The sequence below is a fragment of the Actinomycetospora sp. genome, assembly GCF_036497585.1.
GTDB lineage: Bacteria > Actinomycetota > Actinomycetes > Mycobacteriales > Pseudonocardiaceae > Actinomycetospora.
In genome coordinates this window covers 1-16,684 of the sequence record NZ_DASXJD010000052.1, presented here as the reverse complement: position 1 = coordinate 16,684, position 16,684 = coordinate 1, and the positions used below count along the sequence as shown (strand labels likewise).

At 72.7% G+C, this 16,684-nt stretch carries 7 protein-coding genes and 2 pseudogenes; all 9 read right to left on the bottom strand.

All coding sequences use genetic code 11. The annotated features are described in order from the left end of the window. Positions 1 to 1,338: 1,338 nt before the first annotated feature. On the bottom strand, positions 1,339 to 2,517 hold the full coding sequence (locus VGH76_RS05260) for a hypothetical protein (protein WP_331555561.1): 1,179 nt from the start codon (positions 2,515 to 2,517) through the stop codon (positions 1,339 to 1,341). 170 nt (positions 2,518 to 2,687) lie between these two features. After that, positions 2,688 to 6,689: a Pls/PosA family non-ribosomal peptide synthetase gene (locus tag VGH76_RS05255; RefSeq protein ID WP_331555560.1), complete on the bottom strand. Its 4,002-nt coding sequence runs from the start codon at positions 6,687 to 6,689 to the stop codon at positions 2,688 to 2,690. A 370-nt stretch (positions 6,690 to 7,059) separates the two neighbouring features. Next, positions 7,060 to 8,229: a magnesium transporter CorA family protein gene (locus VGH76_RS05250; protein ID WP_331555559.1), complete on the bottom strand. Its 1,170-nt coding sequence runs from the start codon at positions 8,227 to 8,229 to the stop codon at positions 7,060 to 7,062. Between the two features lie 648 nt (positions 8,230 to 8,877). Beyond that, positions 8,878 to 9,153, bottom strand: coding sequence for a hypothetical protein (locus VGH76_RS05245; protein ID WP_331555558.1), 276 nt, complete (start codon positions 9,151 to 9,153; stop codon positions 8,878 to 8,880). A gap of 1,730 nt (positions 9,154 to 10,883) precedes the next feature. Then, on the bottom strand, positions 10,884 to 12,281 hold the full coding sequence (locus VGH76_RS05240; RefSeq protein ID WP_331555557.1) for a diacylglycerol/lipid kinase family protein: 1,398 nt from the start codon (positions 12,279 to 12,281) through the stop codon (positions 10,884 to 10,886). Between the two features lie 56 nt (positions 12,282 to 12,337). Next, positions 12,338 to 13,465, bottom strand: a complete 1,128-nt coding sequence (locus VGH76_RS05235; protein WP_331555556.1) for an AI-2E family transporter — start codon at positions 13,463 to 13,465, stop codon at positions 12,338 to 12,340. Between the two features lie 295 nt (positions 13,466 to 13,760). After that, positions 13,761 to 13,869 (bottom strand): annotated as a pseudogene (locus VGH76_RS05230) (acyl-CoA dehydrogenase family protein); the annotation flags it as partial. 357 nt (positions 13,870 to 14,226) lie between these two features. After that, positions 14,227 to 15,495, bottom strand: a complete 1,269-nt coding sequence (locus VGH76_RS05220) for an IS110 family transposase (RefSeq protein WP_331555554.1) — start codon at positions 15,493 to 15,495, stop codon at positions 14,227 to 14,229. 514 nt (positions 15,496 to 16,009) lie between these two features. Next, positions 16,010 to 16,684, bottom strand: a pseudogene (locus VGH76_RS05215) (hypothetical protein); the annotation flags it as partial.

The following is a 16,684-nucleotide window of genomic DNA, read 5'->3' as shown; positions in this document are numbered from 1 at the left end:
GGTCGGGGACCGGACGCCCCCGCCGCACTGCGTGCTGCCGATCATTCTTCTTCGCCTCGCCGATGACCATCCCAGCCGGTGGGGGCCGGCGGCCTCGATCTGGTAGGCCGAAAACGTGGCCCGCCCCTCGTGCCGCAAGGCCACCCCGCCGCCCATCCCTGGTGATCGACAAGACACCGAGCGAGGTCGAGGCGTTCCCGGACTGGGGGCCCGGCGATCCGGGATCGGGCCCGATACAGGCGAAGCGAGCGGTTCCGTCGGGCAGACACCGCCCGCGCCCGCGCCGACGGCGGCAGCGGCCTCGGGGACGGACGCGTCGTCCGACACGGCTCGGACGGTCCCGTCAGCGACGGCCTGGGCCTGGGACCCGACCTCGGGGGTTGCGGTGTCGGCACCCACCCGGTCGTCGAACTGGGAGCCGGCAGCCCCGACCTCACCCCGACGGCGGGAAGCGGCTTGGTGGACGACCCAGGCCGGATCGATTCGCATGGGCCGTGCCCGGAGTCCGCACCCGTCGGGATCGCGGACGGCCCAGTCCACCAGGACTCCGAGATCCTCCCGGGAGCGGGCCCATGGCACAGCGCCCGCGGCGTGCAGCGCGGCCGCGTTCGCCTCGCCGCGTCCGGGCAGCAGGCGGTAGCTCACCACCGGCCGTCGTGCGGCGAGTGCTTCCCAGCAGGCCAGGCCCCCGGCGTTGTGGACGACGACGTCGGCCGCGGCCAGGAGTCGGGGAACGTCGTCGATCCAGCCGACGGCGGACCTCGCCCACTGGGGAGCCTGGCCCGTGGTGCTCTGCGCCCACGCCGGGCCGGTGCCTCCCGACCCGGCGATGACCAAGGCCAGGGTGCTCCCGCCGGGACACCGAGATCGGCCCGCACGGCCGCGGCATCGTCCCGGCGGTTCGCGTTCGTGACGGCAGCCGCCACCGGGTGCGGCGCGAGCACCAGGTCAACCCCGGGATGCCACCAGGCCGCGGCGTGCGGGGTCTCCCCGATCAACGTCGCGGTGCGCTCGGTGAGCCCGTCGAGCCATGCTCGAGCGGCCCGGGCGCCCAGACCGTCCGCGAAGGAGTCGAGCACCGGGCCCCACAGGTCCGGCGTGTGACGCATACCGCCCAGGTAGAGGCGTCGCAGGGCCCACCCGAGTCCGTGGGGCGGGATCTCGAGCCCGTCGGGCCGGTCCACCCACCAGCCCCGGCGCTGCAGGCGACGGCCGAGCTCGTCGGCGGGCCCGTCGTGCCTGGCGCCGACCGAGGCCGAGATGATCACGATGCGGGCGTTCACTGTCCCACCGACACCGCAGTGCCCGACCGCGGGACCTGCTCGACCCGCCGCGGCCTCAGGATCCGGGCGGCCTCGCCCGTCCGCGCTGTTGCGGCGGGCCGGAGACGGGATGACGGCGTGCCGCCGGTGACGCCGCGACGTCGGCGGGGGACCGCAGGTCGAAGGAGAGGAAGTCCCGGCTCGAGGTCTGAAGGTAGTGCTGGGTCCCGATCTGCTCGTCGGGGAACAGGCGGAACGCGTCGGGGTGGGGACGGCCGTCGGGGTGGAAGTACACCCCTGAGACCCATGCGGGGTTGATGTCGAGCTCCATGCCCCGAACGGCGCCGGCCGATCGCAGTAGGTCGCCGAGGGTGCACACCGACAGGGCCGGCCCGCCGACGTAGATCATCGCCCCGGTAGGCGTGACCCCGAACGCCGAGCGGTGGATGTACGCGGCCTGACCGACGGTGGAGCCCCATTCCGCGGTACCGCCAGTGGCACACGTCGGGTTGACCGCGCCGTCGTCGACGAGGGGGACGAGGTTCTGGCGTACAGATGTCACGTCCGGGGTCATGTGCACCTCGCCCGTGGTGGGGGTGGCTCCCCAGGTGCCGACGTCGGTGGTGCCGTCGCGGCGGATGACCAGGCTGGCGGCGCCGGGGACGAGCCGACGGGCCTCGCGGCCCTCGGAGTACCACCCGCCGTGGCTATCGCCCTGCAGGCGGAAGCCCGCCGAGAACGCGGTGACCACGCTGCGCTGCTCGGCGGCGTCGACCGAGGTCGGTGTCGACCAGTGCCCTCCGGGGTCCACGGTGCCTGGGTGCAGCACGCCGCGGACGAGCGCGGGGTCCATCCAGATCACGCCGACGACGAACGAGGTGTGTTGGGCGTCGGGACGCACCGACGCGATGCGCACGGCGTCGCCGTGCGGCGTGGCGACCACCGTCTGCCACCGGCCCTCGCCCGGGAGCGGCGACAGACCCCCCGGAGGCGGGAGGTCGGGCGGCGCGGGCCGGGCGCCGGGCCGGTCCGGCTCCGCCCCGGCCGCGAGCGGGATTCCGCCGGGCGGCGCCCCACCGGTGGGCGGCTGGTGCAGGTCGTACTGACGTGCTTCGAGCCAGGTCACGACGGGCCCGAGCTCGTGATCCCGGCCCCACTCGGCCAGGCGCGCCGCCACACTGTCGCTGCCCGGACGGGTCAGGGCGTGGGTGAGCGACGGCGCGGTCAGGACGACGAGGAGCAGGATGATCGCCACGAGGACCACCGCGACGCGCCACCGACGGCGCCGCGGCCACCAGCGTGGTCCCCGCTTCGGCGGTGGCGGGCGGTGCCGCGAGCCGTCGCTCGCTTCGCCGGTCCGGGCCCGGAGGGTCGGTTTCATGTTCGCACGAGCCTTTGATGCTGCGGGCGGTGGTCGGTCGAGGCTTACGACGCCGGCGTCATGGACCACCGTTCGCGGCCGCTGGTACCCGGCACGGGCTGCCGGGACGAGGCTCGGCGGGGCGGCGGCATCTCCTCGGCAGGGTTGCCGAGCCAGCGCGCGCCCGGAGCGACCCGCTGGCCCTTGGTGAGGAAGGCGCTGGCGCCGAGCACGGCGCCGACCCCGATCACCGTGTCGTAGTGGACGAAGGCGGTCGGGGCGAGCTCGGCCCCGGAGTCCACCAGGATCGGGGCGGCCTTGAACACACCGTCCTCCATGGAGTGGGGCTGGAGCACGACGCCGCGGTTGAGCGTCACGTCGTCTCCGAGGGCGACCAGCGACTTCTCGCTGATGCTGGCGCCGTCGTCGAAGAGCCGACGACCGACGCGGACCCCGAGCAGACGCCAGACCACGCTCTTCCACGGGGTCCCGTCGAGCAGGCCGGGCTGGGTGCTGAACTTCCAGAATCGTTCGTGACGCCAGAAGTAGGGGTCGTAGATCGAGCAGTACTGCGGGCGCAGCGGGCCGAAGCGGGTGCTCATCCGCTCGAGCAGCACGCCGTAGGCGAGGTCGAGTGGACCGGCGAGGAGCACAGCGGCGGCGACGACGGACACCCCGACGCGGTTGCCGAGGTTGATCGCCACCAGCCCCAGGATCGCGAGGAGCGCGACGCGGACCCACTGGGCGAGCAGGAACAGCGCGATGGTGCGCAGGTTGTGGGCGTTCTTGGCGCCCAGGCGGCGGCGGAGGTCAGTGCGGCTCAGCGCGAACTCCGCCTCGTCGGCCCGACGCCGTGGGATTTCGAACGCCGGTGAGCCGAGCAGCCCGACCCCGCTGCGCGGGCGACCGTCGGCCGGGATCATGGTCTTGGTACCGATGAACACGTCGTCGCCCAGCACGGCCCCCGGTGGCACGGAGATGACGTTGCCGAGGAAGCACCGTCCGCCGATCGCGAGGTGCTCGGTGCGGAACGCGGTCGCGGATATCTCGGCGTTCACGAGGTCGACGCCGTCGGAGAGCATGGTGCCGGGCCCCACGGTGATCGTGTAGGGGTTCTCGTGGTGCAGCTCGGCCCCGACGTTCGAGCCGGTCTGACCCGCGTCGGCCATCGCGTAGCCGAGAGCACGCAGGTAGGTGACGACGTAGGAGCTGTCGCCGAGCAGCTGCACGAAGAACGGCACATTGGTCACGCGGGTGAGCACCCGGTGGCACAGGTGCGCGGGCCCGTGGAGCGGGTGGACCCGGCCGGGGCGCAGGAGGCCGCGCAGGAGCCGGGGCAGGGTGCACACCGCGAGGAGTCCGACGGCGACGGCGCCGACGTAGAGGACCGCCGAGGCGGCGAGCGTGCGCAGGTAGAACACCGGGTCGGCGAGCTCCGCCGCCCCGGGCAGGACCGCGTCCCCGAGCGCGGGCACCCGGTCGGACACCCACACGATGCCTGCCACGAGGAGGCCGGCGGCGAGCCATAGGGCGAGCAGTTCGACGACGGCGGCGATCGCCCGCCGCCACCGCGGACACCGCGCGTTCGGGAGGGCCGGCGCGGGATGGTCAGCCGGACGGGCGGGGGAACCGTGCCAGTGCCGACCGCCGGGCACCCGTTGCCCGGTGTGCAGCGAGGACGCGTGCGCGAGCCGCGCGCCGTCGCCGATCTCGGTGTCGATCTCGACGAGCGATCCTTCACCGATCACCGCCCCGGCGCCGACGCGCACCGGTCCGGTCCGGATCGCCCCGGCGCGGGCCTGGTAGCCGGTGAGCGACACCCCGCGCCGAACCACGGCACCCGCACCGATCTGGATCAGGTCGGTACAGACCGGGACCGTGGTGGAGAGGATCACCGCCCCCGGCCCGATCCGGGCCCCGAGCGCCCGGAGGTAGAGCACGTGAAGGGGTGATCCGGTGAGCCGGGCGAGCGGGGAGGTGCGGATCAGCGTGGCGACCGTCCAGAACCGGACGTAGTCGGAGCTCCAGAACCGGATCGTGCGCGGGCGCCAGCGTCCGACGAGCAGCCACTTGGCCGCGATCGGAAGCACGCAGACCACCGCGGCGCTGGCCGCGAGCGCGGTGAGCACCCGCAGGAGGAGCTCGTCGAAGGCCTGGGTGGCACCGACCCACTCCACGTCGACGTCGGCCAGCAGGACCCCGCCGAGGGCGAGCCCGGCCAGGACCAGCAGCTGGAGCGCCGCGCAGAGGCGGTGGGTCCAGGCCGCGACCCGTGGCTCGGGCGGCTCTTGGGGCAGGGTCAGCGCGGGCACGGCGGCGGCCTGCCGGTCGGCGCCGGTGAGCGCCTCGGCCAGGGACCGGACGGTCGGGTGGGCGTACATGAGTCGGATCGGCACGGGCGGCAGGTCGGTGTCCTGCCGTAGCCGGGTCGCGACGCGCGCCAGGGTCAGCGAGTTCGCGCCGAGGTCGTCAACGAGGTGGCTCGTGACCGAGACCCGGTCGAACTCGAGCACCTCGCCGACCGCGGCGGCGAGCGCCTCCTCGGTCGGGGTGCGCGGCGCGACGACCTCCCCGGTCGCCGCGCCGCGGCGCGCGGACGGCGGCGGCAGGGCCGCACGGTCCACTTTTCCGCTGGTCATGGTGGGAAAGGTGGCGAGACGCTGGAAGTACGCCGGGACCATGTGGGCGGGCAGCGCGCTGCGCAGCCGCGCGACGAGCGAGGCCTCGTCGAGCGCGACGCCGTCCTCGAGGCGGTAGTAGCCGACGAGTTCGGTGATCCCCGACGACGGAGTGTGGCTCGTGACCGCGGCCTGCCGGACGCCGGGCACCGCGGCGAGCACCGCCTCGATCTCACCGAGCTCCACCCGGAACCCGCGGATCTTCACCTGCGAGTCCGCGCGCCCGAGGTAGACGAGGCCCTCGGGCTCCGCGCGCACCAGGTCGCCGCTGCGGTAGGCCCGGCTCCAGCCGAGGGCGGGCAGGGGGCGGAAGGCGACGGCGTCCTTCTCGGGGTCGAGGTAGCGGGCGGTGCCGACACCGGCGATGACGAGCTCGCCGACCTCGCCCGGGCGGACCGGGCACGCGTGCTCCGGGTCGACGACGGCGAGTTGCCACCCGGCGAGCGGCAGGCCGATGCGGACCGGCTCGTCCGGGCGCAGCCGGGCGGCACAGGCGACCACCGTGGTCTCGGTCGGCCCGTAGGTGTTCCAGACCTCGTCGCACACCGCCGCCAGACGGTGGGCCAGCCCGTCCGGGCACGCCTCGCCGCCCAGGATCAGCAGGCGGATGCCGCGGCACTGCTCGGCACTCCAGAGCCCGGCGAGGGTGGGGACCGTCGACACGACCGTGATCCCGCGGGCGGCGAGCCAGTCGCCGACCTCCGCCCCGGAGCGGACGAGCGAGCGGGGCGCGGGCACGAGGCACGCGCCGTGACGCCACGCCAGCCACATCTCCTCACAGGACGCGTCGAAGGCCACCGACAGCGAGGCCATCACCCGGTCGCCCGGTCCGAGTGGGCGGTGCTGCAGGAAGAGCCGCGCCTCGGCGTCGACGAAGGCCGCGGCGCTCCGGTGGGTGACCGCGACGCCTTTGGGGCTGCCGGTGGTCCCCGACGTGAAGATGACCCAGGCATCGTCCGACGGCAGCGGTCGGGTCGGGGGCGCGGCGGACGGGACGGCCCGGTGGGGCTCGTAGGTCTGCCGCCCGGTGAGCACGCCGCGCACCGCGGCGCGGGAGAACACCTGGGCCGCGCGGTCGGGCGGGTCGTCGGCGTCGACGGGGACGTAGGCCGCCCCGACCGCGAGCACGCCCAGGACGGCGACGTACAGGTCGGCCGACCCTGAGGCGATCCGGATGCCGACCCGGTCACCGTGCCCGACTCCGCGGGCAGCCAGCAGGCTGGCCACCCGATTCGCTTCGTCCCGCAGTGCCGCATAGTCCAGTACCCGCGTGCCGTCGTCGATCGCCGGGCGAGCGGAGTGCGCCGCCGCGGCGGCGGCGAGGACGTCGAGCAGGGTGCGTGGGGGCGCGGAGCTGCCCCCGAGGAGCACCGGCCCCGCCGCGGGCACGATCGGGCGCGATGGCGTGGGAGAGATCGGACCCGGGGCCGACGTCGGGCCGAGGGGGCCGGCTCCTGCGGGATGCACGCCGAGTCCTCCTGGGTAGGTGTCGTGGTCTTGCGGTCGAGGGCGCGCGAACGCTAGTGAGGCAGTCGCGGACAGCCCGGAACGTCTGAGGGCGCACCGGTCGAGTAAGCGACGAACGGCCGGTCCGCCGCGACGAGGACCGTTCGGACCGGCGTGTCCCTCATTCGCGTGAGGACCGCGTGAGGGGCTGGGAGTCGATGTCACGCGCCCGGTCGGCGCCGCGGAGCAGGATCGCGACGAGGACAGATCGGCCCGGTGGGTCGAGCCGCCGTCCGACAGGACGGCGTGGCGGTCAGATCCAGTGCTTGCGTTTGAAGCTGAGGTACAGCGCTCCGGCGATGAGGACCATGAGCACGAGGCTGGTGAGGAACCCCCAGCCCTGTTGGAAGCCGGGATAGGGAACGTTCTGGCCGTAGAAGCCGGTTACCGCGGTCGGCACCGCGATGATCGCCGCCCAGCAGGTCAGCTGGCGCATGATCTCGTTGAGCCGATTGCCTTGGATCGTCAGGCGGGTCTCGAGGATGGTGGTGACCAGGTCGCGCAGGCTCTCGGTCCACTCGGTGGCTCGCAGCACGTGGTCGTAGACGTCCTGGTAGTACGGGCCCATGGCCTCGTCGACGACGTGCAGGTCGCGGCGCATCAGGGTGTTGAGCACGTCGCGCATCGGGAGCACCACGCGCCGGATCAGTACAAGGGAGCGGCGGAGCTCGAAGCTGCGTCGCTGCAGCTGTTGGCCGGGGTCGGTGTCGGCGAAGAGCTGGTCCTGGACCTCTTCGATGGCGTCGTCGAGGACCTGCACCGCCTTGAAGTGTCCGTCGACGATCTGATCGAGCAGGCCGTGCAGCAAGAACGACACGCCGTTGACAGCGAGCTCGCTCGAGGAATCCCAGCGGGAGATGAGCGCGTCGGGGTCGAACCCGTCGTCCTTGCGCACAGTGATCAGCGCCCGGTCGGTGATGAACGCGGCCAGCTCGCTGTTCGCGATCTCGCCGGTGTCCTGGTCGAGCGCCACCGCGTACGCCGCGAGGAAAAGGTGGTCTTGGTAGCGGTCGAGCTTGGGGCGCTGGTGCTCGTGCACTGCGTCCTCGACGGCGAGCGGGTGCAGCCCGACTTCCTCGGTGAGCACCGCGAGGTCGGCGAGGTCAGGGTCGTGCAGGTCCAGCCACACCACGGCGCCCGGGTCGGCGTCGAGATGGTCGGACAGTTCAGCGACGGGGAAGCCCTCGGCCACCAGCTCGCCGTAGCGCCACGCCCGGGTCCGCGCCGGGCATCGTGTCGGAGACTCGCGGGTCAGCGCACGGGCCGCCGCCCGCGCCGGGTCCTGACCTGCAAAGGTCTCTCCCGGCACCGGCCGGGCGCGCAGCCCTCCGCCCACCGCCGACTCGTCGAGATCGCGAGCGTCGTCTTGCGGGTGCGCTCCGCCGGTGGACCTCGCCCCGTCGTGCTCCGCGCGTGCCGTCATCCCCGGCCTCATGCTGGTCAAGCTCGACCTCCGATCCTCACGAGCCCACGTAGCCCGCTCTGGACGGCCATGGTCGTGACTTCGGGCAAGAGCGCGGTAAACAGGGTCGTCCGGAGCGGAGTCACCGCGCAGCGGGGCGGCGTTCCGTCCCGGATTCGTGAGGCACAGGGAAGCGCTGCGGTGCTCGGCGGCGACCGCGAACCGGGGCAGGCTACCCAGCGGGCGGCCCTTCCAGGTCGCGACGCCGAGCGCCACCACCACGGTGAGCATGAGCAGGGAGACCACGCCGGTGGCGCGGCCGAGGACCCACAGTGCCTCGGTCACGCCGCCTCCAGTCCGAGGGGCCAGGCGCCGCTGGTGACGACGGCGCCGTGCGCGGTGACGAGCCGCGCGGTGACGTCGAGCAGGACCGCCTCGGTGACGGCGAGTAGGTCCGCGAGGTAGAGATCGACTTGGAACCCAATGTTCGGCTGGGGGAGGCAGCGATCCGGGCGGTCGGTCGTCGCCGATCGCCCGAGGCTGGTCGGGATTGGTCCTCTCGGCGCCCGCCGAGGCCGTGAGGCGTCCGAGCCGCCGCCGACAGCGTGGCCGAGCCGGGCTGCTGACCGTGCACCTTGGGGAGTTGAGTGGAACGCCCGTACCCTCGCGCTACAGGTCGAGCGCGCGAACCACCAAGTCCTTGACCTCGGCGAGGTTGTCCTCGATGGCTCGCACGCGAGTGCCGGTGTCGTCGAGCTTCGACTCCACCCCGCCCAACGCGGTCTCCACCGAGCCCAGCCGGGTCTCAACAGCCTCGATTCGCTCGCTGTGGGTGCGCTGGTTCTCCCCGAGGGCATTGATCGCTGCCAGCACGGCCCGATAGTCGGCACGCTCGGCTTCGAGTGCGGCGATCCGCGCTTCGAGGTCGGCCAGCGTGGAGGGCATCGCCACGATGCTAGCGGCGGCCAGACCGCTGCGGCGACCTAGCCGGGCAGGCGCCCCGCCCCCTTCACTGTCCGTGATGCTGAGGCGACCGCCCGCGAGGCGGCCAGCACAGACGACGCAACACACGGAGCAGCGGATCACCGCACTCGAAGGGATCGGGACCGGTAGGGCCGGTCCCGGGAGGCCAGTATGGGCGTGACGGAGGTCGGACCGAGAAGTCGCATCGCGCCCTGACTGATGTCACAGCGGCGGAGAGTCGTACCTCGATAGTCCGAATGGCGCCGTTGCCGGGGACGAGTTGGGGTCCCTATCGTGCCAAGGTCCAGAGACCTGAAGCAATGAGGGATGGCGTGGTCGTAGAAGCGACATCTGCCGCGGATAACACCGCGCGCGGGGCCGAGCCGAGCGCAGCCGAGCGGTACGTGCAGGCGCTCGCTGCTCTACCCGGGGCGGAGCACGTTGCGGTCGTGGACGTTGCGGGCGAGCGGGTCCTGGGGGAGTGGGGCGGACCGCCGGGGTCGGCGCGCGCGGTGCTCGATCGGGCCCACCGGGCCGCGGATCCGTCCCACCATGGTCGCCGCGAGTTCGAGGACGTCGTGGCGACCACCGGATCTGCGTTCCACCTCTCGCGACTGGTCCTCGCGGGTCCCGGCCATCCGGAGTCGGTCTGGGTGGCCGTGCGGATCAATCGCGTGCGGGGGAACCTGACGTGGTCGAGGGGGGTACTCGCCGGGCTGGCCGGACCGGCGGGGGCCGCAGCTCGACCGGCCACACCGGCGCGCGAGGTGGACCGCGCCCAGTCCGAGACGGCCGACGACGCGCCCCGCGGGCCGCACGCAGAGGGCGCTGCGTCGGCTTCGCGCGCTCCGGCGGTCGTGGCACCGCCGCCCCCGATACGGGCACCAGCGACGTCGCAATCAGCTGTCCCGATCGCGCCTCCGGCTGCCCCGAAGGCGCAGGTTGCCCTCAACGCGACGGCCGCGCCGAAGGGCCCGGTCGCCCCGACGCCAAGCGCCGGCGCCGATACGAGCACCTCAGTGGCAGTCCCTGCGTCGATCAGCGTGTGGACGGCGACCCGGGAACCGAGTACTACGCGGTCGGAGACTGGGGAATCGAGAACCGCGGAGACCGCGATTCCCGAGACGGCGGCGACCCTTGAGCTGGCGGCCTCCGAGCTGGCCGTGCCCGCCGCGCGGACGTCGCCGGAGAACCGGCCTGATCCCTCGTCAGGCGGCCCGGACCAGCGCAGCTCCTTCGCCCCGGTCATGGTCGTGCCGCCACCCCCTTCTCCGGTCCCGGACGACGGCAGAAGCGAAGAACCGGCGCCGATGCCCGCCCCGATCATCACCGCGCCTCCTTTGCTTTCCGACGGGCGCGGGGTCGAGGGCGAACCCGCGGTCGGCTTCAGCCCGGAAGAATCAGGCGATGGCAGAGCCCCGGATGACGACCGCCCTCGGCTCCCGCTCCGCGCGCCCGGCGTTCAGCTGGTGCCACGGCCCCCGAGCCATACGGCCGTGACGCCGACCCGTCCGGCGACCTCGGGGACAGACGCGACCGCCGAGCCGTCCGTGCTGAGGCGGTTGATCAGCGGCCTGCGCCGCCCGTCCTGAGGTCGCCGATCGGCCGATCCTTGGTGGAACGATGGCCCAAGGACGGCCGGCGCATCGAGGAACCCGGTGACCAGTAGGGCGGTGCCGGCGAGGTACACCGGCAGACGGCGGTCCGGAACCTCATAGGGCGAACGGGCGAGGTGGGGCCGCTCGGTAGACGGTCAGCGCGCGACGCAGTGTCGTGAACTCCAGGGTGGCCGGGCCGGGTCCGATCTCGCCGTCACGCGCGAGCAGGCCGGGACCGTCCGGTCGGGAGACGAGCAGGTCCGCCGGGTCGTCCTCGACGTAGAGCCGGCTGCGACCCAGACGGCCGGTGAGCAGGGACAGGACCAGGCGCAAGAGCGGGAGCCGTCCCTCGACGGTGACCATGCGTAGGTCCAGCCGTCCGTCGTCCAGGCGGGGACGCCAGGCGGGGGCGAAGCCGTACGGCTGGTATCGGCTGTTGCCGACGAACATCATCGCGACGAGCCGTTCCTGCCCGTCGACCTCGAGGCGCAGCGGGTGCTCCCGGCGCACCGCGACCAGCAGTGCGACTGCCGCCGCGAGCGGCTTGCGGAGTCTGCTCTCCCAGCGCTCGCGCACGGCCACGAAGGCCGGATAGCTGCCGAGGCTCGCGGTGTTGACGAACAGTTGTCCGTCGACCTGGCCGACGTCGACCCGGATCGCGCTCCCGTCGCGCAGCGCGGCCACCGCGTCGGCGACGCGTTCGACACCGAGGTCGGCGGCGAAGTGGTTGAACGTGCCGCCGGGGATCACCAGCAGTGGGACCTGCGCGTCGATGGCGGCACTGGCTGCGGTGGCGACGGTCCCGTCCCCGCCGCAGACCCCGAGAACACCGGCGCGGCCCGCGGCCTCGCTCATCGCGGTGGCTACATCGGCGCCGGCTTCGAGCCTGACGATCTCCGCGGCCGGCAGGGCGCGTCGTGCGGTGTCCGCGAGCCGGCCGCCGCGACCCCGGCCCGAGCGGGGGTTCACCACGATCACCACGCCCGCGCCGTCCGGCCGTGGGGGCTGCGGACTGTGGCGGGGCGGGACGACGCGCAGCGGGGTGGGGGTGCGGGCGGGGGCCAGTCGGTTGCCGGCAAGTGCCACCGCCACTCCCAGAGTGGCGCCGGCGAGGAGCTCGTCCGCGCGTGCGTCGGGAACCCGCCCGCCGGTGACGGCGGCTGCGAACCCGGTGACGGGCAGCGTGAGGGCGGGTTCTGCGGTGACCACCCCGACGGCGAATGCCGCGGCGGCCGCGGCCCGGCGGGAAGGTTGAGCGGGCCGGTCCGCGCGACGACGCAGCAGGACGTCGGGCGCGGAGCGCCCCGCGGGTGGCCGGACCCGCCGGACCAGCCCGTCCGCCGCCGCGGCGGCGGCGAGACCCCGCAGCGCCGCGCGACGTCCGCGCCGGCGGCCGCCGGCGGCGAGCAGGGCGCTCGCCGCGGCCCACGGAGCGAGCTCGGCCAGTCGGCCACCGACGGCCCCGGTCCTGGGACCGGGCCGGGACCGGACGGTGCGGGAGGACGGTGTCATGGGAGGAGCACCTCGTTGCGGGAGAAGGACGGCGGCGCCGCGACCGTCTCGACGGGTCACGCGCTGTCGAGGCGGGGGTAGACCACCTCGCGGAGGATCACCAGCGCCGCTGCTGACACGGGGATCGCGAGGAAGGCTCCGACGAGGCCGAGCAGGACGCCGCCGATCAGGACGGCGACCACCGTCAGCCAGGCCGGGATCTGCACCGCACGGCTCATGACCCGCGGCCAGAGCAGGTAGTCCTCGAAGAGCTTGTAGACGACGTAGAACACGATCGTGGCCACGGCGGTGGGCCAGGAGACCGCTGCGGCCGCGAGAACCACGAGGGCTCCCGCGATGATCGCGCCGACGGTCGGGACGAGATCCAGCAGCCCGACGAGCACCGCGAGGGAGAGCGCGTAGGGCACCCGCATCGAGATCAGCCAGACGAAGCTCACCACGGCGATGACCACCGAGGTGAACAGGTTGGCCAGCAGGTAGGCGCCGACCTGGGCGAGGATGCTGTCGCCGACGAGGATCACCCGGGGGCGACGGGAGTGCGGCGCCAGGCGGTAGACGCCGACGCGCAGGCTCGGAAAAGCCGCGAGGAAGTACACCGTCAGCACCAGGACGACCACCGCGCCGCCGACCGCGCCGACCACCTGGGCCCCGAATCCGACGAGCCCCTGCGCGATCGAGCTGCCGTTGGTGTCGACGTACTGGGCCACGCGCTCCTGCAGGTGCAGCTGCCCCGCCCACCGACCCCAGGGCGAGTTCTGGGTCTGCAGCTCGCCGAGGACCCGTCGGACCTCCGTCGACAGGGAGCCGGCCTGGGTGACCAGGGGCGGGATGACGATGGCGAAGAACCCCGCGGACAGGAGGGCGAGCCCGACGCAGACGGTGGTGACCGCGACCGGACGTCGCCATCCGCGGCCCACCATGCCCGAGACCGCGGGCTCCAGCCCGAGCGCGAGCACCAGCGCCAGACCGATCAGGACGAGCACATCGATCGCGAGCCAGGCCAGGACACCTACTCCGATCGCCACCAGCGCTCCTGCCGCCGCGAGCAAACCGACGGTGAACGGCGCGCGCCTGTCCATCGGGGCACCGGCCGATCCCATCGGGTGGTCCGGTGTCACCTCCGCCGCGGCCGTCGCCTCGGCGGCGGCGATCGCCCCCTCGTCGGTACGGTGCGGCTGAGCCACCAGGCGGTGGTGGCCGGACCACCGCCCGGACTCCTCCCGCGCCGCGTCGGCCTCCCGGCCGTTCCGCGCTCTGCTCACCATGAGTCGCCATCGGCCCCGCGTAGCCATGATCGTCGTTTCCGTTCCTCGGCGGGCGTCGCCGGACTCTGTCGCGGCGCGTCGTGCGGACGACGGGCCGAAGGGTCCGCGGCGCGGGGCCGTCCGGCCCTGCCGCGTCGTCGTCGGTCACCGCGTCGTCACGGGGCGAAGGCACTGGTCCCGGTGATCTCGCGGCCACCGATGAGGGTCTGCATGGTGTCGCGCGCCCAGACGACGATGACGTCGGCGATGGTGCCGTTGCCGATCCATTTCTTCCGGCCGTCGAGGACCCACGAGTCCCCGTCGCGGCGGGCCGTGGTCTCCAACGAGACCGAGTCCGACCAGCAGCGGGGCAGACTCTGCTCGCCACCCTGATCGACTTGCTCCGCACGGCCTGTACGCCGGTCTCGAGGAACTCGCCCAGCTCGAGCGGACCCTGCGGCGCCCCGGACGACGCCCTCGCCTACCTTCTTCTCACCGAGCCTCGAACAGGCCCACCGAGGCGATCGACGGCCGCCTTGAAGCACTACGCCGCAACACCCTCGGGTTCCTCAACCTGATCAACTACCGGTCAGGTCGCTGCGGCACCGCGGAGCACTCGCACTGACCCGAAAATCCGAGCCGGGAACGGCAGGCCGAAGGCACCCCGCGTAGCGGGGTAAGAGGTCTGGCTGGTCGTGAGGTCAGGCGGCCGGGGTGATGGTGACGGTGTAGCCGAGGGCTTCGAGCTGCTGGATGTGGGCTCGCTTCTTGCGTTCGGGATCGGCGCGGCGGTCATGGAAGTCCGGCCCGAGCTCGGTGTAGCGAGCCTCGGGATCGGCGAGCAGGTGCCAGATGATCACCAGGATGGATCGGCCGACGGCGACGATGGCCTTCTTCTTGCCCCGCCGACGCGCGATGCGCCGATAGCGTTCGCCGAGGAAGGTGTTGGTGCGTCCCGCGCAGACCGCGGCCTCGCCGAGGACCTTGGCCAGATAGCGGTTGCCGTGCCCGGTGGAGCCTCTGCCCGTGGTCTTGCCGGCGGACTGCTTGGTCTGGGGGGTGAACTTCGCCCAGGAGGCCAGGTGCCCGGCGGTGGGGAACCGGGACATGTCCAGCCCGACCTCGGAGACGATCACGGCCGCGCCGACCGGCCCCACATCGGGGATCTCATCGAGGCGGGTGATCGTCTCGGCGAAAGGGGCGACCATCTCCTCGAGAGTGGCCTCCAGCTCGGTGATGTCCGTGCTCAACGCGTCGATACGGGTGAGCATCTTGGCCAGCAACAAGGCGTGATGGTCGGTGAAGTAGCCGGTGAACGCCTCTTCCAGGGTGACGATCTTGGTGCGCATGCGGCCGCGGGCCAGCTGCGCGAGCATCTTGGGGTCGCGTTGGCCGGCGATGAGGTGGGCCATCATGTCCCGCCCAGAGACCCCGAAGATGTCCGAGGCGACCACCGAGAGCTTGATCTGGGCGTCCTCGAGCAGCTTCTCCACCCGCTGTTTCTCCGCGGTACGCACCTCGACGAGGTCACAGCGATACCGCGCGACGTCGCGCAACCGGCGGATCTCCGGTGGGGGCACGAAGCTGGGGCGCAGCATCTGGCGTTCGGCGACCTTGGCCAGCCACACCGCATCCAGCTTGTCGGTCTTCGGTCGCCCCGGCAGGTGCTTGACGTCGCGGGCGTTGACCAGCCAAGTCTCGAACCCGTGCGCCTCGAGCAGGTAGAACACCGGCTTCCAGTAGTCCGAGGTGGCCTCCATGACCACCCGGGTGACCCCGGCGCAGCGCAGGTGATCGGCCATCCCCAGCAGCGAGCGGGTCATCGTCGACCACGTCGTCACCTCCTGCAGCCGTCGCCCCGGGCGGTCCTCGTTCGGGATGCGGGCGCAGCACACCACCTCGGCCTTGCCGATGTCGCACGCCGCGACCCGCGCGATGATCTCTTCGTTCTCGGGGTCTTCTTCGAGCATCACCGGCCTCCTCACCTTGCACCGAACCCGAGGGGCCGCCCGCACGGGCCGCGCGGGACGGCGGAAATCTGACCCGCGTGCTCGAAGCAACACTGAAGCGCCCAGGCGCGACCCTCTCCACCCTGCTGATTCACGACCTCGAAGATCACAGAGCAACGGCGTCAGGCGGGCGACCCACCCGAGATTTTCAGCGCGGAACGCGCGGCCCGCCAGGGGCAACCACGCTGATTCCGGAAGAGCCGGTAAATCCGGTCGAGGTGATTCGCCCACAGCGGACGCACTGCGCGGTGTCGCCCGTCGGGGTCAGTCCTCGGTACGTTCGTCGAGGTAGGCGGCGAGCTGGCGGCTCAGGTCGTGCCAGTTCCACCAGAGGCTGCCGTTGTCCTCGGCACGGGCCGGGGCAGCCGGGAGGCCGCCATCCGCTCGAGAGTGGCCGGCTCCAATCGCAGCGCCTCGGCTACCGAGTCGGTGTCGATCAGGACGGGCCCATTCGCACGCAGGCGACGAGCGCCGCTCACCGGGTCGGAGCAGAGCCTGGGGTCGGCGAGACGATGGCGTCGTTGCCCTCGCCCCAGGTGAGCGCGGCGACTTCGTCGATGTTCACCAGGCAGAAGCCGTCGCCGAACACCAGCAAACGCTCCTGCGAGTGCGCGCGCACCCTCGCGACGAACTGGTCCTCTAGCTCGCGGAAATCTGTTTCGTTCAGCATCTGCTCAAGGATCACGCCGCTGCGGAGCACCAGTCGGACCGTGTGGGACGTCATGCACCACATCCTGGCCTCTTCGCTGAACACGTCCAACAGCACAGTCCCGCGAGCGGTCGTGCAGTTCAAGACCGGGTCGTACCGCTGCGTCGAGGTCGGGCCGGCGTGCTCGAGGAAATGCCTGCAGGCCCCAAGGATCGGCGTCGGGACGAAACGCCCGCCGTACACCTCGGCCAGCTCGCGCTCGGTCGTCGGCGCCACCGTCGCGGTATTGACGACGAGCCGGTCGCCCCACGCCCCGCGCGCCCGCCCGTCGGGACGTCCGACGGCGGTGACGCTCGCATCGTCGGCGAGGCTCGGCACGACGGCCTCGGCGTTGACCGCGTCGGGGGTCTCGAGGACCCGGGCGGGGTGCTCGAACGGGGCCGCACGCCCCGGCGACCGGTTCCAGACCTCGAGCTCATGGCCCTGGTCGAGCAGCCGCTC

Excerpts from the sequence above, each read along its gene's own strand:
- VGH76_RS05250 (WP_331555559.1), bottom strand. The coding sequence starts at position 8,229 with ATGACGGCACGCGCGGAGCACGACGGGGCGAGGTCCACCGGCGGAGCG.
- VGH76_RS05245 (WP_331555558.1), bottom strand. The coding sequence starts at position 9,153 with ATGCCCTCCACGCTGGCCGACCTCGAAGCGCGGATCGCCGCACTCGAA.
- VGH76_RS05240 (WP_331555557.1), bottom strand. The coding sequence starts at position 12,281 with ATGACACCGTCCTCCCGCACCGTCCGGTCCCGGCCCGGTCCCAGGACC.
- VGH76_RS05220 (WP_331555554.1), bottom strand. The coding sequence starts at position 15,495 with ATGCTCGAAGAAGACCCCGAGAACGAAGAGATCATCGCGCGGGTCGCG.